Origin of the sequence: Salimicrobium album (assembly GCF_900107115.1) — a bacterium.
GTDB classification, from domain to species: Bacteria; Bacillota; Bacilli; order Bacillales; family Halobacillaceae; genus Salimicrobium; species Salimicrobium album.
The window spans coordinates 39,119-62,123 of sequence record NZ_FNOS01000004.1; the positions used below are offsets into that span (position 1 = coordinate 39,119).

The window sequence follows — 23,005 nt, forward strand, 5'->3', positions numbered from 1 at the left end:
TAAAAATAATTAAATAAAATAAACGTTAAAAAGGAGGACCGAAAATGAAACAAATGTATATTAACGGAAACTGGGTGGACGCCCGTTCCGGAAAAACGAGAGAAATCATCAATCCTTACAATCAGGAAGTGATCGCCGAAGCGGCAGACGGAAGCGAAGAAGATGCCAAAATAGCGATCGCTGCAGCACGAGAGGCTTTTGATAATGGGGAGTGGGCATCGACTCCTGCAGCAACCAGAGGAGAAAAAGTGCTGCGGATAGCGGAACTGATTGAACGGGACAGAGAAGAACTTGCCAGGATGGAAACTCTTGATACCGGCAAGACAGCAGAAGAAAGCCGGGAGGACATGGACGATATAGCCGGAGTCTTCAGGTATTTCGCCGGTCTCGCCGACAAGGACGGCGGAGAGATGATCGAGTCCCCGATTCCGGACAGTCAGAGCAGAATCGTCCGGGAACCGGTCGGAGTGTGCGGGCAGATTACCCCGTGGAACTATCCGCTCCTTCAGGCTTCGTGGAAAATCGCTCCCGCTCTTGCAGCCGGAAACACAATCGTAATCAAGCCAAGTGAAATAACGCCACTCACCACTGTCAAAGTGACGGAGCTGATGGAAGAAGCCGGGTTCCCGGCTGGTGTCGTCAACCTGGTGCTCGGCGACGGGGCTACGGTCGGCAATGAGCTGGCAGAAAGCGATAGTGTCGATCTGATTTCCTTTACCGGCGGTATCGAAACCGGGAAGAAAGTGATGCAGAAGGCGAGCGGTAACATGAAGAAAATCGCTCTTGAACTCGGTGGTAAAAACCCGAACGTCGTGTTCGCCGACGCTGATTTTGAGACAGCTGTCGACCAGGCTCTGAACGCCGCGTTTTTCCACGCCGGTCAGGTCTGTTCAGCAGGAGCTCGTCTTATTGTGGAAGATTCGATCCATGATGAGTTCGTTAAGGAACTGGCGGACAGAGCAGGGCGTATCAGGCTCGGTGACGGTTTCGAAGACGATACACAGTCAGGACCCCTTATTTCCGCAGAACATCGCGGGAAAGTGGAAAGCTACGTGGAAATCGGTAAACAGGAAGGTGCGAAGATAGTTACCGGCGGAGCACGGCCGGAAGAGGATGAGCTTCAGAACGGCTTCTTCTATCTTCCGACGATTTTTACGGAATGTACATCTGATATGAGAATCGTGCAGGAAGAAATCTTCGGACCGGTACTTACGGTGGAGCGTTTCCGTTCTGAGGAAGAAGCGGTGACTCTTGCGAATGACTCCATTTACGGACTGGCAGGAGCCGTTTTCACTACAGACATCGATAAGGCGGAACGTGCAGCTGCCAAAATGCGCATGGGAACAGTATGGATCAATGATTTCCATCCGTACTTTGCTCAGGCGCCATGGGGCGGCTACAAACAGTCCGGTATCGGCCGTGAACTCGGAAAACCGGGACTTGAAGAATATACAGAAACGAAACATATATACAGAAACTTGAAACCTGAACCGATTCACTGGTTCAAATAACAGGGAGGTTATCAAAATGAGTGAAGCATACGATATTGTAATAATCGGAGCAGGAAGTGCCGGTTCGATTCTTGGGAACCGGCTGAGTGAAGATGGAACGAAAAGCGTACTTGTACTGGAAGCCGGGCGCAGTGACTATCCGTGGGATCTGCTGATCCAGATGCCGGCGGCTTTACCGTTTCCGGCAGGGAAATCCCTCTATGACTGGAAATATGAATCGGATCCGGAACCATACATGAATGGACGCAGAATCAAGCATGCCCGTGGTAAAGTGTTAGGCGGTTCCAGTTCCATAAACGGAATGATTTACCAGCGCGGTAACCCTAAAGACTATGAGCGCTGGGGAGCGGACGAAGGGATGGATACGTGGGACTTCGCCCATTGCCTCCCTTATTTCAAACGGCTGGAGAATACAATCGATTCCGATAAGAGTGATGAATACCGTGGTCATGACGGCCCGGTTAAACTGACACGCGGACCTGCGACGAGTCCGTTATTCCAGGCTTTTTTCGAAGCTGCTTCAGAGGCGGGGCATGCGAGAACTCCGGATGTGAACGGATTCCGTCAGGAAGGTTTCGGTCCGTTTGATAAGCACGTCTATAACGGGCGGCGGATGTCCACCTCCCGCGCTTACCTTCGTCCTGCAATGCGCAGGAAGAATCTCACGGTCCGGACCCTTTCTTTCGTTCAGCACATCGATATTGAAAATGGAAAAGCACGGGGACTTACTTATAAGCGGAACGGGAAAGAACACTACGTATCCGCTGGAGAAGTCATACTTTCAGGCGGGGCGATCAACACTCCTCAGTTGCTTCAGCTTTCCGGAGTCGGCGATCCTGAACATCTCCGTTCCGTCGGCGTTCAGCCGAAAGTGAATCTTCCGGGAGTGGGTGAGAACCTGCAGGATCACCTGGAAGTCTATATTCAGCACGGCTGCCCGCTGCCGGTTTCCGAGCAGCCGAGTCTCAAACTGAAAAACATGCCGTGGATCGGTCTGCAGTGGCTGCTGAAACGTCAAGGACCTGCTGCGACGAACCATTTCGAAGGCGGAGGGTTCGTACGGTCGAACGAAGACGTGGAGTATCCGAACCTTATGTATCACTTCCTTCCGGTCGCCGTCCGGTACGACGGTGAAAAAGCACCGGTGGAACATGGTTTTCAGGTACACATCGGACCGATGTATTCGGATGCCCGCGGTTCCCTGAAAATACAGTCCAACGATCCAAAAGCGCATCCAAGCATGATTTATAACTACCTTTCCACTGAACAGGACAGACGTGAATGGGTGGAAGCAGTGCGCGTCACGCGTGAAATTATGAACCAGCCTGCCATGAAACCTTACAACAGCGGAGAGATTTCGCCGGGACCGTCGGTGCAGACGGAAGAAGAAATTCTGAACTGGGTGGCGGAAGACGCAGAAACGGCTCTGCATCCGAGCTGCACAGCGAAAATGGGGCCGGAGTCCGACCCTATGGCCGTCGTCGATCCGGAAACGATGAAGGTTCACGGACTCGACAACCTCCGGGTGGTCGATGCTTCCGCTATGCCGTACGTAACGAATGGAAATATTCATGCTCCGGTACTGATGCTCGCCGAGAAGGCTGCAGACATCATCCGCGGCAAAAAACCGCTTGAGCCCGAGTATGTAGACTATTATAAGCACGGCGTACATCCGGCAGATGCAGGAACAGTTAAAGTTTAACCGGAAAAGAAATAAGGAAATTACTAAAATCAGGGGCTACTTTACAGGTCCCTGATTTTAATTTGTGTTATATTTTAGTTAATATTAAATACTTTAAATGAAATAAAAGGAGTGGTTCCCGGTGGAAAAGGATTCGGAAGCACTGATTGAGGAAGCGGAAGGGGCCGTCGTCGATTCCATTGCCGAAACGATGGACCTGTACGGTATCACCCCGTCAACGGGCCGGCTGTTTGCACGGATGTATTTTAAACATCAGCCTATGACTTTGGACGATATGAAGGATGATCTCGGAATGAGTAAGCCGAGTATGAGCATAGCCGTCCGTAATCTTCAGGAAGTGAGCATCGTAAAGAAAGTCTGGCAGAAAGGCTCCCGTAAGGACGCTTTTACGGCTGAGAAGAACTTTTTTAAATACTTTTCTCATTTTTTTGGCAACAAGTGGGAAAGGGAAGCGAAATTGAATTTATCCGCAATCGAATATGCAGAAGAGAAGCTTCAGGAAGTCATCGATGACGAAGGTACGGAAGAAGAACTGAAGGAGAGGGCGCGCAAAGACTACAATCAGCTCGAAGAATACCGTAAGTATTGTAAGTGGCTGGAACGTCTTGCAGATTCCATAGAATCCGGGGAGATTTTCGAATTTCTTCCTATAGAGGAAGAAAAATAACCGGGAAGAAACACCTGTAGGAACAGGTGTTTTTTTGTTTTGTGTAACCGTGAAGGCGGAAGAGGAGGTAAGGTTTTCGGGAGTAAGAGTTAATGTTATGATGTTATTAGAAAATTCAATTAATATGCACGAATTAGGTCTAAAGTCATGATTTGTTACAATGTTGAATTTTAATAATAAATGTTCGTAATTATGAATGTATTATCTGTTATTTAGGGTATGGTTACATTAACAGCGTAATACCTGTTACGAATTCAGGAGGATTGTTCATTTTGAGTTACAAGGTACGAGCGATGACGTGTATTCAATGCCAGACTGATTTCGAGGAAACAGTTATAGACAGAAAAATCATCCACCTCCAGTGTCCCTACTGCAGAGTAGAAGAATCTGCCGGTAACAGCAGCCGGTAAGTATCAGGTAAAAGGACGGGAGGAAGGTGATCCTGGGTGAATAGTACAAACGAGAAAAAGTTCAAACAGCTGTATGATCAGGAACTTTTCAACCTGCAGAACACGGAAGAAAAGATTTTTGCCACTATTATCAAGGAAGAAGAGTATTATTTCGCAGCCGTATGTAACAGCAAACAGTCCGAAGCTTACAGACGGATAGAAAACATTGCTGATATTCTGGCAGGAGAGAAAGACCCGCAGGAACGTGTGAAGGATTACCGGAGATTTTTCGTTTATCTGGCCGGAGCTTCAGCGGAACGTTTTTCGAAGCGTTTTGTGTTTGCGTGGGAATTTTTGGCTACAGCCGTTTCTTTAATGAAACTGGTCGAATCATGGGAAACGGAGGAAGATTTCCGGGAGGGAATGTATTTCATGACCGATACATTTATGCACACAGTCAATACATATTTCCTGGAGTCTCCTTCCCACCCGCAAGTGATGAAGTTCATTCAATATGTGGATGAACATTTGTATGATCAGCTTTCCGTCACTTTGATAGCAGACGGGCTCGGAATGTCGCCCGGTCATCTGGCCCGGCTGGTCCGTACTCATCTCGATACCACCTGCAATGAATATATAAAAAGAAAGAAGCTTGAGGAAAGTGTGCTTCTTCTTCAGGATATGACCCTGCCCATACGGGACATTGCCGATAGAATCGGCATCAGTAACGGACACTTCATCCGTATCTTTCAGGAGAAGTATTCCTGTTCTCCCAGTGAATACCGGAAACGGATCGTCACGGGAATTACCGCAGACGTATAAGCATTCCGGCCGTTTTCCGGCGCATGATGGTCTCTGTCTGAGGCCGTTATGCTCCGGGAAATGTTTCCCGGAAGGAACTTTGCTCCGATGAAGGAGGAAGTGATTCATTTTTTTAAATATAGTAAAGGAGGATGATCATGTGGATGGTCTCATGAAGACATTCGAAGATTTTATAGCGCAAATACCGCAGCTTCTTCTCGCGCTTCTCGTACTAATTATAGGGTTTATAGTAGCTGCGATCGTTTCCAGAGGAGTCAAAAAAGCTCTGGAAAAAATGGAATTAAGCAGGAGGTTGTTCGGAAGGAAAGACTCGGACACGCCCCCGTCGTTCAGCGTTGAAAGAGTCGTAGGGAAAATCATTTACTGGCTGATCGTCATTATAGCCTTTGTATGGTTCCTTAATATGCTGAATATCGACATGCTGGCAGAGCCGCTGTCCAATATGCTATCAAGCATCACTTCAGCAATCCCTGCAATCGTAAAAGCAGGTATCATTCTGCTCGTCGCCTACGTTATAGCGACAGTACTTAAGAAGCTGATCGAAGGCGCTGGAGGAAAAATGTCCGGAATGATGGTGAAGTCCAAGGTAGCAGATGATGAAGAATCTGCTCAAAAAGGTGTGAATACACTTGCTCAGATCGTATTCTATCTTATCCTTTTACTGGCGCTTCCGGCTGTGCTCGGAGCCCTGAACATCGACTCTCTGAGCGGATCCATCTCTTCTATGATAGAGAGCATCCTTACCTTTATTCCTAAACTGGTAGCAGCTGCGATTACGCTGCTGATCGGCTGGTTTGTAGCTAAAATCGTACGGGATATCGTTACGAAATTCCTTCAGAGTATCGGAACGGACCGCGTTTCCGAGAAGATGAACCTTTCTTCTTCCATGAAAGGAACCAGTCTTTCCCAGATCATCGGTACGGTAGTATTCGTACTCATTCTGATTCCGGTCGTTATTTCCGCACTGGAAACACTGGATCTTGAAGGTATTTCGGCACCGGCTATCGCTATGCTGAACACCGTACTGGAAATGATCCCGCAAATCATCGTAGCCGCTCTGCTGATTATGGTAGGTGTAGTAATCGGTGGCTGGCTGAAGGACGTTGTAGCCAACCTTCTTGAACGCGTAGGTTTCAATTCCCTTATGAGCAAGATGGGACTTGGGGGCGCAGAAGAGAACAGAAGCATCCCTAAACTGTCTGAAATCGGTGGATACATTGTACAGATTTTCGTTATTTTCCTGTTTGCTGTAGAAGCTCTTCAGGTAATACAGCTTGAGTTCCTCGTCGATCTTGCGACAGGAGTCGTCAGCTATCTGCCATCTGTATTCGCTGCAATCGTCATTCTCGGTATAGGTATGTGGCTTGCGGATGCGGCTTCCCGCTTCGTGAAGAGTGCCGTCCGCACTCCTGGAGGCGAATCCAACATTCTTGCCTCTGTTGCCAAGTATGCTATTCTGGCTTTCGCATTGTTCATGGCACTCGACCAGCTCGGTGTAGCTGATTCGATCATCAACACTGCGTTCATGCTTATACTTGGAGCACTTGCCCTTGCGTTCGGTCTTGCCTTTGGACTTGGCGGACGTGACAAAGCGGCCGAGTACCTTGAGAAAGCTGACCGCAAGATGGAAAAAGTAAGTGTAGAAAAAGATTCGAAGCCTGAGGACCCTGGTGAACCTGGTCCGGGCCCGAATGATCTTCCTTAAGGCAAAAGACGAAAGGCTGCCGGTTTTCTCAAACCGGCAGTCTTTTTATGATCTAGCGGTTAAAGTTCTCGAGTTTGAAAGAAACAGGAACGGGGAATTAAAATATATTTTGTGAAAGCCTTTTCATTTAGCCCGTTCGTTTGGTACAATGGTAAAAAGTTTATAAAACGGTGAAGAGGCCGCGACGGGTGCAGAATTCTGTACCTGTGGCGGCCTTTTTATTTTTACTCCGTTGGACAGATCAGTCTTTCTTACATGGAGAGGGGAAAAAAACAGTGAAATTATCCTGTACATTACGAGGAGAAGTTTATCGGTTTCATTCTGTAAAAGAGGTGCTGGCCAAAGCAGGGGAAGAGAAATCCGGGGATGTAATGGCCGGCATCGGGGCCGGTTCATCCCTCGAGAGGATGGCAGCCAAGTATACACTCAGCGAACTTACGCTGAAAGACATTTATGAAAATCCGGTGATTTCTGCGGAAGATGAAGTGACGAGAATCATCTATGAAGATATGAGCCGGACGATTTATGAAGAAATCAGCGGCTGGACGGTGGGAGAACTGCGTGAGTATGTATTGAGCCACGATACCGGTGCGGAGGATTTGAAAAGAATAAGCCGCGGACTGACGAGCGAAATGATTTCAGGAGTGGCTAAGCTCATGTCGAGTATCGATCTCGTCCTCGGAGCGCAGAAAATGCGTCACGAAGCGCACTGTAATACGACAATCGGCGAACCGGGACGGCTTGCTTTCCGCTGTCAGCCCAATCACCCTGTCGATAATCCGGAAGGTATTCTCGCTTCTATAAAAGAAGGTTTATCTTACGGTTCGGGAGATGCGGTCATCGGTATCAATCCTAATAATGAAGCAGTGGAATCGGTAGCGAAAATTCTGCATATGAGTCATGATTTTATACAGAAATGGAAGATTCCGACCCAGAACTGCGTCCTCGCCCATATTACTACTCAGATGGAAGCACTGAGACAGGGGGCCCCGGTGGCGCTGATGTTTCAGAGCCTTGCAGGGACGAACGCTGCCAATGACGAGTTCGGGGTGAACGCCGGAATACTTGACGAAGGGTACGAACTTATGAAATCAAAGGGTACATCCGCCGGGCCGAACTTCTTCTATTTTGAAACAGGGCAGGGCTCGGAGGTTTCCCTCGACGGTCACGAAGGTGTGGATATGCAGACACTGGAAGCGAGAACGTACGGGTATGCAAGGCGCTGGAAACCTTTCATGGTAAATAACGTCTCCGGATTTATAGGACCCGAAACTCTTTTCGACGGGAAACAGATGATCCGTGCAGATCTTGAAGACCTGTTCATGGGGAAACTTCACAACCTGCCGATGGGCATTGCTCCCACCTACACGAACCACATGCAGGCCGACCAGAATGACCAGGAAATTGCGGGCATGCTGACAGCAGTCGGAGGGGCTAATTTCTATATGGGAGTACCGGGAGGGGATGACGTAATGCTCAGTTATCAGGATACGAGTTATCACGATGATGCAAGCTTACGTGAAATGCTTGGACTCCGGCCGTTGAAGGAATTCGAGAAATGGTTACAAAAAATGGGTATTATGGAAAAAGGTCGACTGACGAACCGGGCCGGGGATTTATCTATTTTCGACTGAGCACACGGGGAGGAAGGATGAAAAATGAATATTGAGCAAATCGTTGAGGAAGTGCTTTCCGAAATGGGACGGTCAGAAAAAGCGGAGGAAAAACATCTTCAATATGAACAGAAGAAAGAAGTGACGGTAGCCGATCCCGTAAGCAAAGAGAATATTGAGTATGTTCAGCGATTGACACCTGCGCGGATCGGTATCGGAAGAGCCGGAACCCGTATGAGAACGAAAAACTACCTTGATTTCCGGGTGGACCATGCTGCTGCCCAGGACGCAGTTTTCAAGGATGTGGAAGATGAAGTCATCGAACAAATGGGTCTATCCTTATTAAAATCCAGAGCCGTTTCCATGCAGGAATATCTTATGAACCTGGACGCGGGCAGAAAACTGGATGATGCTTCCGCAGACTGGCTTAAAAATCACGCAGAAAAAGGGAAACAGGTGCAGATCATTGTTTCTGACGGCCTTAGTTCAACCGGAGTGGAAGAGACGGTGCCGGATCTTTATCTTTCTTTGACCCAGGGGCTCGAATCAAAAAATATTACTGTCGGAACGCCGGTGTTCATCAGAAAAAGCAGGGTCTGGATACAGGACGAGGTGGCGGCTCTGACGGATTGTGAACTCGTTATTTCCCTGATTGGGGAGCGTCCAGGTCTCGCTACTTCCAAAAGCATCAGTGCTTATATCATTTACAAACCGGGAGAAGAGAGCGTGGAAGCGGATAGAACCGTATTTTCGAACATCCACGAAGGTGGGGTTCCGCCTGTCGAAGCAGGGGCTTACCTCGCCGATGTCATAGAGCGGATGCTTGAAAATAAAGCAAGCGGTGTTGCATTTGCCCGGCTGAAATAAAATTTTCGGAATATTGACAAATATTGAATTGATTTATATAATTTACATCACCCGGAGGGGAGAATTTCAGAGGTGAGGGACATACTGGTCATGATTGAAGATGAAGAAATCAAAACGTTGTGCAGGGAACATACCCTGCTGTCCGATCAGGATATAGAGAAAATTATAGAAGTCAGCAGAACGATGCAGCTTCATGCCGACTTATCAAAAGCAAACGTATTTATAGACTGTGCTCATGCGAAAGAAAACCACGCTGTAGTAGTAGCAGAAGCATCACCGCGTACAGCCCCCTCCATTTACGAAAAACGAGTTGTCGGTAATATGGCCTATCAGACCTTCGAACCGGCGGTCATCTACTGTCTGAAGACGGGGAACACTATGACTTCCAACCGGGCTATAACGCAGGAACAGAAGAAAGTGGAGCAGAGTGTCGTACCTATCCGGAATGAGAAGGAAACCGTCATCGGGGTTTTGATTATGGAAAAGGACATCAGTGACCGGGAGAACGTGCAGCAGGAATTGGAAGCGTTATCAAGGACTACCGAGAAATTGAGCGGTCTGCTTCTTGGGGATGAAGAGAATTACCCGCTCGTTCCTGATCTCATGGAAGAAGCTTTGTTTTTCCTCGGCAAGGAAGGGGAGATCACGTATTCGAACCCCGCTGCTGTAAATCTTGTCCACGAGCTGACGGGGGAACATTGCGAATACGGGGCCAGGTTGGTCGGTTATCTTCCGGAAATCGAGTCCATCGTGAATGCCGATGAAGAACTGCTCGTGAAGGAGCTGGAGACGAAGGGGAAAATATTCAAAGCGAAGAAAATCCGACTCCCTCATCAGCAGAAGTACAACGGTATGTTTCTTATTTTGAGGGACCTCACTGATTTACGGGAGAAGGAGAAAGAACTGGTCATACAATCTGTAGCAATCCAGGAGATCCATCACCGTGTGAAAAACAATTTGCAGACAGTCGCAAGTCTCCTCAGACTGCAGATGAGACGGGGGATTCCCGAAGAGAGTAAGGTTCATTTCGTGGAAAGTCTCAACCGGATTCTCAGTATAGCCTCCGTCTATGAAGTAATACTTTCAAATAGCAGTATAGATGAAGTGGACATCTATGATTTAAGTAAGCGTATTGGGGAGATGCTTGTATATACATCCGGTCACAAAGTGAACATCAGTTATGAAGGGGATAGTATGACTGTAGAGTCAGGGCAGGCCGTGTCTGTGGCACTGATTATAAATGAACTGGTCCAGAACTGTTTAAATTACGCCTTCGAAGGGAGGAATCATGGAAAAATATCGATTTCTTTTGAGCAGAATGGGCATGAAAGAGAAGTAGTCGTTCAGGACAATGGGATCGGTTATAAAGAGACAGATAAACCGTCCCTTGGACTTGAGATTGTGAGACGTATGGCTGAACACGACTTATCAGGTTCGTTCACTATCAAAGGGGATCAGGAAGGCACGCGAGCGAGGCTTTCTTTTCCCGGAGAGAGGGGAGAAACATGAGCAAAAGAATACTACTGGTGGAAGATGAATCGATTGTGCGCATGGATATTTCGTTCATACTGCAGGATGCCGGTTTCGACATTGTCGGAGAAGCCGGTGACGGGGAAAAAGCGGTAGAACTGGCCCACGAACAGCAGCCGGATCTGATAATAATGGACATAAAAATGCCGAAGATGGACGGTTTGAAAGCCAGTGCCATCATATCGAAACAGTTCAACATTCCCATTCTCCTGCTTACCGCATACAGCCAGCCTGAATATATCCAAAGAGCGAAAGAAGCCAACATTGTAGGGTATCTTGTAAAACCGATATCCGAGGACAGGCTTCTTCCTGCGGTGGAGATCGCTCTTCATCAGGGCGAAGTATCGAAGAGGTACAAAGCGGAGATAGAGGAAGTCGAGAACCGGATGGAAACACGCAAACTGGTGGAAAAGGCCAAAGGACTCCTAATGGAGCATCTGCACTACACGGAAGAAAAGTCATTCAGGAAAATGCAGGAGATCAGCATGAACAAGCAGGTACCTATGGAAAAAGTAGCGAGAACAGTGATTAAAAAGTACAAAAAGAATTCTGTATCGGCCTGAGAAATCCATAAAAGTGAATAGCTTACAGCAAAGGTGCTGAAAAAACAGGGTAGGGAACCTTGTTCTTTCAGCACCTTTTTTTATAGCCGTTTTTCCGTGATGCGGCTCACCAATATTAGAATGAGGGAGATGGTTTGATGGTTCTAGTCGGGGACATTGTCATTTACATTATTATGATTTGCGCAGTCATAGGGGCCGTGGCCGCTATTAAAAACAGTGAGACAGGAGTCGGAGGACAGTTCATGGAGGGGTTGCATACCATAGGTCACATATTCGTTCCGGCCGCCGGTATTATGGCCTCCATCCCCTATTTATCCTGGTTTATCGATACTGTAGTAGGCCCTTTATTTGAGAGGATAGGAGCGGATCCCGGTATTGCCGCTACGGCGATTATCGCGTCCGACATGGGAGGATATCCTCTAGCGGGAGCGCTGCAGGAATCATACGAAGCTTGGGCCATGGCACTTGTGGTAGGTTTTACTGCCGGTGCGACAATAGTTTTCTCCATACCTATGGGTCTTGCGATGCTGGATAAGCGGGATCATAAATACATGGCCCTCGGCGTGATGTCGGGGCTCCTTACGATACCGGTAGGCGTTTTTATTTCGAGTGTCATCATGACTATGACGAATACTAAAATCCGGACTGAGCTTTCGACGAATACCGAGTCAGCTTATGAATTCGCTCTCAGTTACGGAAAGATTTTTCTTAACCTGACACCGCTCTTGATTTTCGTTGCCGTACTGGCCGCCGGTCTTTATTTCTTCGCAGACCGGATGATTGTAGGCTTTATGTGGTTCGGAAGAATTATGGATGCCGGTATTAAACTGGTACTCGTATTTTCCATCGTGGAAATCTTCACCGGTTTTTTCTCGACGGTACTCGGTGGATGGGGATTCGATCCGATAATGGCTGATACGGAAGATCAATTCCGGGCGCTTGAGACAGCCGGATATATTGGAATCATGCTGGCCGGTGCTTTTCCGATGGTATATCTGTTACAAAAGTATGCTTCCCGTCCTCTCGAAGCAATGGGACGGAGTATCGGACTCAGTAAAATTGGAAGTGCCGGTATTATCGCTACAATCGCCAATATACTGGCGATGTTCAAGCTGGTGAAAGAGATGCCTCCAAAAGATAAAGTGCTGAATATCGCTTTCGGTGTCTGTGCTGCGTTTCTTCTCGGGGACCATTTATCATTTACGGCCAACTTCCAGCCGACTATGATTTTTCCGGTCATCGTCGGTAAATTCACAGCAGGTGTCCTTGCAATCGGAGTCGCTTACTATTTATCCGTACCGAAAGCCCGGGAACTGGAGCGGCTTGATCGTGAGACGGGGGTTATAGGCAAAAACGAATACCTGAAAGAAGAAGCTGCAGAAGGGGAAGTGGCAGCTTCCGGAGAGGACCCAAAGACGGAAGCTAAATAAGCGGGAGGTGAACGGAATGGATGAAGAAAAAAAGAGATTTATTCAGGAATTTGTGCCCGGAAAGCAGGTAACACTGAGTCACCTGATAGCAAATCCGGATGTTGATATGTTTGAAAAACTTGGTATCGAAGAGTCGGGAGCGCTTGGTATTCTTACCCTTACGCCAAGTGAAACAGTGATTATTGCCGGAGACTACGCAACAAAAGCGGCTCACGTAAGTATAGGTTTTCTCGACCGTTTCACAGGCAGTCTCGTTTTGACAGGAAGTGTTTCGGAAGTGGAGACATCGATGAAAGAAGTGAATCGTTTTCTGGAGGAGAACCTTGGATACACTCCGTCCAGGCTGACGAAATCGTAACCCGGGAGGCTTATGAATGAGGAACCGAGGGATGCTGGTAGGAGCTATCGGAGCGGGAAAATCAACGCTTTCGAAAGCCCTGCTTGGCTACGAAGCGAAAGCTATGAAAACACAGAGCCTCACTTACGAGGACTGGCTGGTGGATACACCGGGAGAATATACGGAGAACCCGATGCACTATAAGAGCATTATGGCGACAGCCATGGAAGTGACGCACGTCCTCTACGTGCAGGATGCTACGAATCGGAAAATGATTTTTCCACCAGGATTCAGTACCGGAACAGGGAAACTGCCGATAGGGATAGTTACAAAAACGGACGCTGAAGAAGCCGATGTGGAGAGAGCGGTGAAACTGTTGCGGAAAGTCATACCGAAAGGCCCGGTCGTGCTGGCCTCTGCCTATAATAAAGAAGGTCTGGAAGAGATTAAAGCACTTGTTTCCTGTTCGACTATCCAGGAGATGAGAGAGTACACTGAAAAGTCTGAAAAGAAGAACGTTCTTTTTCATGAAAGCCTTTACAAATAAACAGATTTCTATTATTATAACCTTAATAAGTGAATCTATCGGAGGCGAAGGCGCCTTATATACCTGTCGGAAGTGCGGCAGGTGTGTAAGGCGTCTTTTTTTGTCTTTCCGGAAAGAGGGGGTGCGGGTTTGGGCGGTACAGAGGTGATTTTAAGCGCAGGGATCGACATCGGCACGAGTACGACGAAGATAGTGATCAGCCGTCTTTCCCTCCGAAACACTGCGGGGCAGACTCATATGCCCCGAATTGAAATAACCGATACAGAAGTCATTTACGAAAGTCCGATCTTCCGTACTCCTCTTAAAGGGGATACTTCCATAGATATGGCACAGGTGGAGGACCTCATTTCCCGTGAATACAAAAACGCCGGTGTGGAACCGGGAGACATTCAGACAGGAGCCGTCATAATAACCGGTGAGACTGCGACGAAGTCCAACGCGAGGGAAATGATAGACCGTCTTTCCGCGCACGCCGGAGAATTTCTTGTAGCGACTGCCGGACCGGACCTTGAAGGTATTATAGCCGCGAAAGGATCCGGGGCTTACGCTTTATCGAGAAAAACGAATAAAACTGTCGCTAATATTGATATCGGCGGAGGTACCGCAAATACAGCCGTATATAAACACGGCAATCTTCTCGGTACCTGTACTCTGCACGTCGGGGGGAAGCTGGTGGAGTTCGAGAATGGAACCGTTTCTTATACGGCTCCTGCAGTGGACCAGCTGGCAGAAGAACATAACTGGAACTTGGAAAAGGGAGAAAGTATTTCCCGGGAAATATTGAAAGAACTTGCCGGTTGCATGGAAAAAGCCGTAACCGGAATGCTGAAAGGAACAATGAAAGAGAGCCCGCTTCTGATAGGTCAGCCCCCGGAATGGAAGGAAGATATCGATATCATCATGTTCTCCGGAGGAGTAGCGGAATGTATTTATAACGAGGAGAACTGCAAAGAGAAAGGTATGTATGACGACATAGGCACGACGCTTGCCGAAGTCCTGAGAAACAGCTCTGAACTTGGTGGCTTCGAGTGGCGGGTCCCTGATGAGACCGTCCGGGCGACGGTCCTCGGGGCCGGCACTCAGACGACGGAAATAAGCGGTTCGACAATCCAGGTGGATGAGGGGACGCTTCCGCTCAGAAACATACCGGTAGCCGAATTCCGATTCAGTGGAGAATGGAAGGAAGACATGGATCGGCTGGATAATTTCCTGGAGCAGGCTCTGACTTTATATGATCCGGAGAGAGAAGGGAATGCATTCGCCGTCTATTTCGACGATATCCCTCTCCTCGGATTCAAAACGATCCAGGAGCTGGGAGACCGGCTGGCGGAATTATACAGTAAATATCATATAAATACGCCGCTCATTATCGTGATGGAGAGGGATTTAGCCAAGTCACTGGGGCAATCCCTGCATATAAGGCACAAAGAGATGGAAATCGTTTGTATCGATCAGATCAGGGTGGAAAACGGAGATTATATAGATGTCAGCACACCGCTCAATTCCGAAGTTGTGCCGGTGGTCATAAAGACACTCACGTTTCACGGAGGAGAGGAGGAATAGGTTTTGAATCTGAAGACGACACATTTGAACGAAACGTATCAGTTCGATTCTTTAAAAGAACTGTTTGCCAAAGCCAATGAAGAAAAATCCGGGGACCGGCTGGCAGGGGTAGCCGCTGAATCGGTCCAGGAAAGAATTGCTGCCAAAACGGTGCTCAGCGATATTCTGTTGCAGGATATAAGGGAAAACCCGCTTCTTTCTCCGGAAGAAGACGAAGTATCCCGCGTCATTGAAGGAGAGATGAACGAAACTGTATATGAGGCTGTTAAACAGTGGAGCGTAGCGGAACTGAGAGAACACATACTTTCCACCGATACGAGCGGAGAGGATATTAAAAGAATCTCCCGCGGGCTTAACAGTGAAATGATCGCAGCTGTCGCAAAGCTGATGTCCAACCTTGATCTTGTACACGCAGCGAATAAACTGGAGATTTTGACGAAATGTAATATCACTATCGGTCAGAAAGGTACCCTCGCTTCCCGACTGCAGCCGAATCATCCGACTGACAGTGTCGAGGGGATGCTCGCTTCATTGAGGGAAGGTCTCTCCTACGGAAGTGGAGATGCGGTGATCGGAATCAATCCGGTTGAGGAGTCGGTCGAGAGTGTGAAAAGGATGCTTCATGCAACGAAGGATTTTATGAATGAGTGGGAGATACCTTCGCAAAATTGCGTCCTCGCCCACGTCAATGCCCAGATGAAAGCTATGGAGCAGGGAGCGCCGGCAGATATGATTTTCCAGAGTATCGCCGGCACGGAACGCGCCAATAAATCTTTCGGTATTAACGCGGAACTTTTGCGCGAAGCGAACAATCTGGCGAAAACAATGGGGACGGGAACCGGTCCGCAAAGACTCTATTTCGAAACCGGTCAGGGGTCGGAATTATCTGCCGAGGCACATGAAGGTATAGATCAGCTGACTCTGGAGTCCCGGAATTACGGGTTCGCAAGACACTATGACCCATTCATCGTTAACACAGTGGTCGGATTCATCGGCCCGGAATATTTGTACAATACGAAACAGGTGATACGTGCAGGTCTCGAAGATCATTTCATGGGTAAAATGCATCTTCTCCCTATGGGAGTGGATATCTGCTATACGAACCACATGAAAGCCGATCAGAACGATATGGAAGACCTCGGTGTGCTTCTGAGTACGGCCGGCGTGAACTTCGTCATTGCTACCCCTATGGGGGATGACTGTATGCTTAACTATCAGTCGATGAGTTTCCACGACATAGCTACACTGAGAGAAACGTTCGGTCACCGCCCTTCGCCGGAATATGAAACCTGGCTTGAAAAGATGGGGATCATGGAAAATGGCAGGCTTACAGCAGCGGCGGGAGACCCGACTATATTCCTGAAGTAGGAGGTGAGTATGATGGACAGACAACTGGTGGAAGAAGTGACGCGGATGGTCGTGGAGCGGATGGGCGAGAAGAAGCCAGAAGCCCGGGCCAGGTTATGGATTCACAATGACAAAGCCCCTTCTTATAAAGCGGTAGGCCAGGAAAGAGAAGAAGAGGAAGTCGGTGGAAAAGCAAAACTTTCTCCATTTCCAAAGACAGAAAAGTCTCCTTCTTCCCGTACGGAAGAGACAGAGGAGGACTCCGGTGATCTTAAGGAGCTTATAAAGAAAACATCTGCCCGCATAGGGGTGGGCAGAGCAGGAGTAAGACCTAAAACGAAGACGTGGTTGAAGTTCCGTTACGATCATGCTGCAGCTGTCGACGCTGTTTTCGGACAGGTGGACGGCAGTCTGCTGGAAACCCTGGATCTGTTTACGGTCCGTACGAAAGTGACGGATCAGGACACCTATATACGGCGACCGGACTATGGGCGGCGCTTATCGGAAGAGGGGGAGGAAAAGGTTCGGGACGCATGCCGGAAACGTCCCTCGGTGCAGATTATTGTGTCGGACGGTCTGAGTTCGAAAGCGGTGGACGAAAATCTCGAAGACGTCTACCTTTCCCTGAATCAGTCGCTTGAAGCACTGGGCATTGAAACCGGAACCCCGTTCTACATCGATAAAGGAAGAGTCGCCGTCATGGATCACGTGGGAGAAATACTTGAGCCTGACGTCGTCTGCCTGCTTGTCGGGGAAAGACCCGGACTTGTAAGTGCCGAATCGATGAGTGCCTATCTTTGCTACAGGCCAAGAATAGGGACGATTGAATCCGAACGTCAGGTGGTCTCCAATATTCATCGCGGAGGTACACCCCCTGTCGAAGCAGGAGCGTATCTCGGAAGCGTAATCGAAAAGATTCTTGACTACGGAGCGAGCGGTGTCGAGCTCGTGAAGAAGGAAGGGTGAAAGATGATACGACCGGTATATGCAGAGATGCTCGCGACGCGCATTATTCCGAATGTAGATAAGCAGCTGGCCCGGCAATTCGGGCTCGGGCCGAGTCACCGGAGTCTCGGAATGTTCACCGTCACGCTGGATGATGTGGGGATCACCGCGCTGGATGAGGCTACCAAACGTGCAGATGTAGACGGGGTGTATGCCGCTTCCTTTTACGGGGGTTCGGATTATCCTTCGGGTCCGCTGTCGGGGGAGTTCCTCGGAGTTCTTGCCGGCCCGGATCCCGAGGAAGTAAGAAGCGGCATGGATGCTGTAAAACAGATGGTGGAGAGCGGAGCGCACTTTGAAGCGCTGGACGAATCAGAAGCCCATCTTCTCTACGCTCACGTCGTCTCAAGGAGTGGTACTTTTCTTTCGAAAGAAGCCGGAGTGAAAGAAGGCGAAGCAATCGCCTACCTGATAGCCCCGCCGCTGGAATCAATGTATGGCGTCGATGCAGCTCTAAAAGCCGCAGAAGTCAGCATGGCCGTTCATTACGGTCCGCCGACAGAGACGAATTTTGGAGGAGCGCTTCTGACAGGTTCGCAGTCTGCCTGTCAGGCTGCGGCAGATGCATTCAGGGATGCGGTCCGGAGTATTGCGGACTCACCATTAAGTAAGTGACAGGAAAGGAGTGAAACAGCCGTGGAACTTGATAAAGACCTGCAATCAGTGCAGGAAATGAGAACGGCAGTCAAACTGGCAAATAAAGCACAGAAAGAGTTCGAATCCTTCAGCCAGGCCGAGGTCGACCACATTGTAAAAAGTGTGGCTGATGCCGCCTTCGAAGAGTCGGGACGACTGGCTCAGATGGCTGTACAGGAAACAGGGATGGGGGTTGCCGAGCATAAGAAGATTAAAAATGAAGTAGGTTCGAGGGACGTCTATGAATCAATAAAAGATGAGAAGACAGTCGGAGTCATTTCGGAAGATACGGTAAATAAAGTTACAGAATTCGCCTATCCGTTCGGGGTAGTCGCGGGAATCATTCCAACGACCAACCCGACTTCCACCGCCTTTTTCAAAACCCTGATTTCGTTGAAAGGCCGTAACGGTATCGTGGTAAGTCCGCACCCGTCCGCTGTGAAATGTACGGTGGAGGCGCTGCGAGTCTGCCGGGAAGCTGCAGAAAAAGCCGGCGCACCTGAAGGTCTGATCGGCTGGATTTCGAAACCTTCCATGCCGGCAACGAAAGAGCTGATGTCGCACCGGGACATTGACGTAATACTGGCAACCGGAGGGGGAGGACTGGTGAGAGCCGCCTACAGTTCCGGTAAACCGGCATATGGTGTGGGACCCGGCAACGTCCCTGTGTATCTGGAGAAGAGCTGTAATGTTCAGAAAGCAGTGAAACAGGTAGTGGACAGCAAAACGTTTGATAATGGCACGATCTGCGCCACGGAACAGGCGATTGTCGTCGACAAAAATATCAAAGACATGGTCGTCCGTGAACTGAAGAACAACAATGCCTACTTCCTCGAGGGGGAAGAAAAACGAAAAGTCGAAGATGTCATTTCTCCGGTGCGCGGCAAGCTGAATCCGAAAATCGTCGGGAAAGCTGCCACTGTCATCGCTGAAATGGCCGGAGTGAAGGTCCCTTCGGATACGAGGTTACTGATCGCCGAAGAAGATCAGGTGGATAAACAGGTACCGTTCTCCATTGAAAAACTGTCGCCGATCTTTCCGCTGTATACGTCAAAGGACAAAGAAGAAGCAAAAGAAAGATGTATCGAACTTCTGGATTTGGGAGGACGCGGCCATTCCCTCGCAATACACACGAATGACGACAAAGTAGCGAGAGAGTTCGGCGAGACCATGCCGGTATCACGGATGATGGTGAATACGCTCGCGAGTATCGGAGCTGTGGGAGCCACCACCGGACTGAAAGCTTCGATGACGCTGGGCTGCGGATCGTACGGAGGTAATATTACATCGGATAATATTACTGCAAAACATCTGATTAACATTAAAAGGATGGCGTACGGTATCAAAGAAGTGAGTATTCCGGAAGCGGGAACAGGTTCTGAAAGCTCCTATAAAAAAGAAGAGCCGGACATTGAACAGGTGGTGTCGGAAGTTCTCGGCAAAGTCGATCACAGCAAGGTCGATAAAGCAACTGTAGCACAGATAGTGGATAAAGTTTTACAAAAATATTAATCCTTAGGAGGAATTTACAATGGCACTAAACGGAGCGCTTGGAATGATTGAAACTAAAGGTCTGGTAGCATCAGTGGAAGCAGCGGACGCAATGGTGAAAGCGGCAAACGTCAATCTTGTAGGGAAAGTACACGTCGGTGGCGGTATCGTTACGATTCTTGTGAGTGGTGACGTAGGTGCGGTTAAAGCGGCTACGGAATCAGGAAGTGCAGCAGCTCAACGCGTAGGGGAACTGAAATCCGTCCATGTTATCCCACGTCCGCACAACGAGCTTGAGAGTATCCTGCCAAAGATGGATATTAACCAATAATCCGCACTCCTCTGTCTGTCCGGACAGGAGAAAGTGACGAGGAGGATACAGCTTTATGGAAAAAGCAGATATGGAAACCATTGTAGAGGAAGTTATGGCAAAGCTGGAAAGACGATCGTCTGGAGGGGTCCCCATCGGGATCTCGGCCAGGCATTGTCATTTAGACCGGTCGACTCTTCAAACGTTATTCGGGGAAGGTTACGAATTGAGTAAAAAGGCTGAATTATCCCAGCCCGGTCAGTTCGCCGCAAACGAAACGGTGACCATAGCGGGGCCGAAAGGAACGATTCCGAACGTACGTATCCTCGGTCCCCTGAGGCCCGTATCCCAGGTGGAAGTTAGCCGTACGGATGCATTCAAGCTGGGAGGGACCCCTCCTGTGAGACTTTCCGGCGACATCGGAGATTCTGCCCCCGTCACCCTGATTGGACCGAAAGGCAGTATATATTTAAAAGAGGGACTGATCATCGCTAAAGCTCACATCCACATGCACCCGGATGATGCGACTTTCTATAACGTGACAAACGGAGAAGAAGTGGATGTGAAAGTTCGTGGAGAAGGAAGAACGCTGACTTTCTCGGAAGTAGTCATCCGCGTATCGGACAAGTATCGGCTGGATATGCACGTCGATACGGACGAAGCGAATGCCGCAGCTTTGCACAAAAATTCCGAAGTTTCTCTTATAAAGGCGGATAAAGATGGCTGACCGGGAAATGATTGAAGAAATCGTCAGGGAAGTGCTTAATTCAATGAATGTCCCCGCCCGTCCGGATCTTTATGTAATTCAAAGGAGCGAACCTGCCCGGGAGTTACTCGAAAGACTCGGGAAGGACTGGGTGGTCAAGTGGGTAAACCCTCTTCATTCCGACTATCCGGACGATGCCGGTGCTGTCTATTTTCCGGCAATGGATCAGGATTTTCTGGTGAAAAGTTCCCTCGGAATTGCGGATACGGCGGAAACCTGGTGGTTCGCAAGACTGATGAAAAATAAGACGACTGTATACGTAACGCTTGAGGGGGAGACGGCCGGCTTGTTGAACGATACTTCTCCTTACGCCACCATGGTGAGTGAATACGTTTCGAAACTGGAAACTTTTTCGGTGAAAGTAACGGATAAAGGTTCGGAAGTACTCCCTGAGAAGCAGGAAGAACCTTCTCCGAACGTTTACCCCGATAAGCTGCTTACAGCCACAGAGATAGATAAGTGGAGACATAAAGAAATATATGTGCGGAAGGGGACGATTATCACTCCTTTGGCAAAGGACGCTGCACGGGATAGAGAAATTCAAATTCTCTACACGTAGGGAGAGGACATTATGATTATAGGAGAAGTGATTGGAAACATATGGGCTACGAGAAAAGAAGAAGGCCTGACCGGGATGAAATTTCTTGTAATCCAGCCGGTGAAAAAAGAAGAAAACTCTTTCGTAGCCGTAGATAGAATAGGAGCGGGGGTCGGGGACAAAGTGCTTGTAACCCGTGGGAGCGCGAGTGCTCTTGGTCCAGACCCCGTTAACGGTCCGATTGATGCGATAATAATCGGGATCATTGATTCCGTAGAAGTGGAAAGGGGTGGAATGAATGGCTAAAGCCTTAGGCATGATTGAAACGAGGGGTCTTGTCGGTTCTATAGAAGCAGCGGACGCAATGGTGAAGTCTGCAAACGTAACTTTAGTAAAACAGGAAAAAATCGATGCAGCACTGGTGACTGTCCTTGTAGAAGGGGATGTGAGCGCCGTACAGGCGGCAGTCGAAGCAGGGAAAGAGGCGGCATCACGAGTCGGGGAACTGATCGGTCATCACGTTATCCCGCATCCGGATGACGAAACGAAAACCATTTTGGAAAAAGACGGGAAAGAGAGCGTGAATACGGATACAATCGCTAAGCCATCCTCTGCGACGCCGGCGCCCCCGAAGAAGAAACAAAACTCAAGCCAGTCCAAACAGAAAACTGCTGAGAACGGAAGCGGAAAGGAAGCGTAACTTATGGCTCACTTCAAACGCAGAAAAATTGCTGTAATCGGTGCCGGGTTCACCGGAACGACTACAGCTCTCATGATTGCCCAAAAAGAACTGGGGGATGTGGTGCTTGTAGATATTCCTTCCATGGAAAAGCCTGCCCGGGGCAAAGCCCTGGATATGCTTGAAGCCGGTCCTGTACAAAAATTCGATGCCGCTATTACCGGGACCTCCGACTACGGAGACATTGAAGATGCAGATATGGTCATTATCACCGCAGGGATTCCCAGGAAACCGGGGATGAGTCGTGATGAACTCGTGGAAACCAATGCCGGAATCATGAAAGATGTGTCTGCTCAGGTGAAAAAGTATGCACCTGAGAGCTATATTCTGATATTGAGTAATCCCGTCGACGCAATGACCTACACTTGTTTCAAAGAAACCGGCTTCCCGAAAAATAGAGTGATCGGTCAATCCGGTGTTCTGGATACGGCCAGGTTCAATACGTTCGTGGCGCAGGAAATCGGGGTCTCCGTGGAAGACGTTACAGGTTTTGTGCTCGGAGGTCACGGGGACAGTATGGTGCCTCTCGTACGCTACTCCAATGCCGGAGGAATCCCCCTTGATAAACTGATCGACGAAGAACGTATGGAAGCTATCGTCGAAAGGACGAGAAAAGGGGGCGGAGAGATAGTCGGGCTGCTTGGAGAAGGAAGTGCCTACTATGCTCCTGCAGCTTCTCTCGTGCAGATGGTTGAAGCTATCATCAAAGATAAAAAGCGCATTCTTCCTTCAATTGCGTATCTCGAAGGAGAATATGGATACAAAGACATTTACCTCGGCGTGCCGACTATTCTGGGGGGCAACGGGATTGAAAGTGTAATCGAACTGCCGCTTCGAAAAGAAGAGAAAGATGCGCTCGACAAGTCCGCGGCAGCAGTTGAGAAAGTGATTTCATCTTTGAAAAAAAAGTTATGAACGACTATTTGG

The 23,005-nt window shown here is 48.8% G+C and carries 24 protein-coding genes; all 24 read left to right on the forward strand.

Going from position 1 to position 23,005, the window contains the following annotated elements; genetic code table 11:
* The first annotated feature begins 44 nt into the window (after window positions 1-44).
* The 24 genes from betB (at window position 45) to mdh (ending at window position 22,993) form a co-directional block, all read left to right on the forward strand.
* Window positions 45-1,511, forward strand: coding sequence for a betaine-aldehyde dehydrogenase (gene betB, locus BLU03_RS08165; protein WP_093107077.1), 1,467 nt, complete (start codon window positions 45-47; stop codon window positions 1,509-1,511).
* Between the two features lie 16 nt (window positions 1,512-1,527).
* Window positions 1,528-3,213: a choline dehydrogenase gene (gene betA, locus BLU03_RS08170; RefSeq protein WP_093107079.1), complete on the forward strand. Its 1,686-nt coding sequence runs from the start codon at window positions 1,528-1,530 to the stop codon at window positions 3,211-3,213.
* 121 nt (window positions 3,214-3,334) lie between these two features.
* Window positions 3,335-3,880, forward strand: a complete 546-nt coding sequence (gene cudC, locus BLU03_RS08175) for a choline uptake/conversion transcriptional regulator CudC (protein WP_093107083.1) — start codon at window positions 3,335-3,337, stop codon at window positions 3,878-3,880.
* A gap of 272 nt (window positions 3,881-4,152) precedes the next feature.
* Window positions 4,153-4,290, forward strand: coding sequence for a hypothetical protein (locus tag BLU03_RS13675; RefSeq protein ID WP_159435713.1), 138 nt, complete (start codon window positions 4,153-4,155; stop codon window positions 4,288-4,290).
* A gap of 36 nt (window positions 4,291-4,326) precedes the next feature.
* Window positions 4,327-5,091 (forward strand): helix-turn-helix transcriptional regulator, encoded by a 765-nt coding sequence (locus BLU03_RS08180; RefSeq protein WP_093107085.1) that lies wholly within the window; start codon window positions 4,327-4,329, stop codon window positions 5,089-5,091.
* Window positions 5,092-5,230: 139 nt separating this feature from the next.
* Window positions 5,231-6,796, forward strand: coding sequence for a mechanosensitive ion channel (locus BLU03_RS08185; RefSeq protein WP_093107087.1), 1,566 nt, complete (start codon window positions 5,231-5,233; stop codon window positions 6,794-6,796).
* A gap of 275 nt (window positions 6,797-7,071) precedes the next feature.
* Entirely contained in the window at window positions 7,072-8,430 is a 1,359-nt protein-coding gene (locus BLU03_RS08190; protein WP_093107430.1) for an ethanolamine ammonia-lyase subunit EutB, read from the forward strand.
* Between the two features lie 24 nt (window positions 8,431-8,454).
* Window positions 8,455-9,276, forward strand: coding sequence for an ethanolamine ammonia-lyase subunit EutC (gene eutC / locus BLU03_RS08195; protein WP_093107089.1), 822 nt, complete (start codon window positions 8,455-8,457; stop codon window positions 9,274-9,276).
* 72 nt (window positions 9,277-9,348) lie between these two features.
* Entirely contained in the window at window positions 9,349-10,785 is a 1,437-nt protein-coding gene (locus BLU03_RS08200) for a sensor histidine kinase (RefSeq protein ID WP_245698778.1), read from the forward strand.
* Complete coding sequence (locus tag BLU03_RS08205) at window positions 10,782-11,369, forward strand: ANTAR domain-containing response regulator (RefSeq protein ID WP_093107091.1); 588 nt, start codon at window positions 10,782-10,784, stop codon at window positions 11,367-11,369. The genes BLU03_RS08200 and BLU03_RS08205 overlap by 4 nt, the downstream gene beginning before the upstream one ends.
* Before the next feature lie 137 nt (window positions 11,370-11,506).
* Window positions 11,507-12,799 (forward strand): ethanolamine utilization protein EutH, encoded by a 1,293-nt coding sequence (gene eutH, locus BLU03_RS08210; RefSeq protein WP_093107093.1) that lies wholly within the window; start codon window positions 11,507-11,509, stop codon window positions 12,797-12,799.
* A 16-nt stretch (window positions 12,800-12,815) separates the two neighbouring features.
* The gene (gene eutS / locus BLU03_RS08215) at window positions 12,816-13,157 is read left to right on the forward strand and encodes an ethanolamine utilization microcompartment protein EutS (RefSeq protein ID WP_093107095.1); all 342 of its coding nucleotides are present in this window, start codon (window positions 12,816-12,818) and stop codon (window positions 13,155-13,157) included.
* 16 nt (window positions 13,158-13,173) lie between these two features.
* Window positions 13,174-13,683, forward strand: coding sequence for a EutP/PduV family microcompartment system protein (locus BLU03_RS08220; protein WP_093107097.1), 510 nt, complete (start codon window positions 13,174-13,176; stop codon window positions 13,681-13,683).
* A 129-nt stretch (window positions 13,684-13,812) separates the two neighbouring features.
* Window positions 13,813-15,246, forward strand: coding sequence for an ethanolamine ammonia-lyase reactivating factor EutA (locus tag BLU03_RS08225; protein WP_093107099.1), 1,434 nt, complete (start codon window positions 13,813-13,815; stop codon window positions 15,244-15,246).
* Window positions 15,247-15,249: 3 nt separating this feature from the next.
* Window positions 15,250-16,614: an ethanolamine ammonia-lyase subunit EutB gene (locus tag BLU03_RS08230; RefSeq protein WP_093107102.1), complete on the forward strand. Its 1,365-nt coding sequence runs from the start codon at window positions 15,250-15,252 to the stop codon at window positions 16,612-16,614.
* Between the two features lie 12 nt (window positions 16,615-16,626).
* Window positions 16,627-17,559, forward strand: coding sequence for an ethanolamine ammonia-lyase subunit EutC (gene eutC / locus BLU03_RS08235; RefSeq protein WP_093107104.1), 933 nt, complete (start codon window positions 16,627-16,629; stop codon window positions 17,557-17,559).
* Between the two features lie 3 nt (window positions 17,560-17,562).
* Window positions 17,563-18,213 (forward strand): ethanolamine utilization microcompartment protein EutL, encoded by a 651-nt coding sequence (gene eutL, locus BLU03_RS08240; protein ID WP_093107107.1) that lies wholly within the window; start codon window positions 17,563-17,565, stop codon window positions 18,211-18,213.
* 21 nt (window positions 18,214-18,234) lie between these two features.
* Complete coding sequence (locus tag BLU03_RS08245) at window positions 18,235-19,746, forward strand: aldehyde dehydrogenase family protein (RefSeq protein ID WP_245698781.1); 1,512 nt, start codon at window positions 18,235-18,237, stop codon at window positions 19,744-19,746.
* A gap of 19 nt (window positions 19,747-19,765) precedes the next feature.
* Entirely contained in the window at window positions 19,766-20,056 is a 291-nt protein-coding gene (locus tag BLU03_RS08250) for a BMC domain-containing protein (protein ID WP_093107109.1), read from the forward strand.
* Window positions 20,057-20,111: 55 nt separating this feature from the next.
* On the forward strand, window positions 20,112-20,762 hold the full coding sequence (pduL, locus tag BLU03_RS08255) for a phosphate propanoyltransferase (protein ID WP_093107111.1): 651 nt from the start codon (window positions 20,112-20,114) through the stop codon (window positions 20,760-20,762).
* Window positions 20,755-21,360 (forward strand): hypothetical protein, encoded by a 606-nt coding sequence (locus tag BLU03_RS08260; RefSeq protein WP_093107113.1) that lies wholly within the window; start codon window positions 20,755-20,757, stop codon window positions 21,358-21,360. The genes pduL and BLU03_RS08260 overlap by 8 nt, the downstream gene beginning before the upstream one ends.
* A 12-nt stretch (window positions 21,361-21,372) precedes the next feature.
* Window positions 21,373-21,645 carry a EutN/CcmL family microcompartment protein gene (locus BLU03_RS08265; protein WP_093107115.1) on the forward strand — a complete coding sequence of 91 codons (273 nt, stop codon included), beginning with the start codon at window positions 21,373-21,375 and terminating at the stop codon, window positions 21,643-21,645.
* On the forward strand, window positions 21,638-22,039 hold the full coding sequence (locus BLU03_RS08270) for a BMC domain-containing protein (protein WP_093107117.1): 402 nt from the start codon (window positions 21,638-21,640) through the stop codon (window positions 22,037-22,039). The genes BLU03_RS08265 and BLU03_RS08270 overlap by 8 nt, the downstream gene beginning before the upstream one ends.
* Window positions 22,040-22,042: 3 nt before the next feature.
* On the forward strand, window positions 22,043-22,993 hold the full coding sequence (gene mdh, locus BLU03_RS08275) for a malate dehydrogenase (protein WP_093107119.1): 951 nt from the start codon (window positions 22,043-22,045) through the stop codon (window positions 22,991-22,993).
* Window positions 22,994-23,005 lie beyond the last annotated feature (12 nt).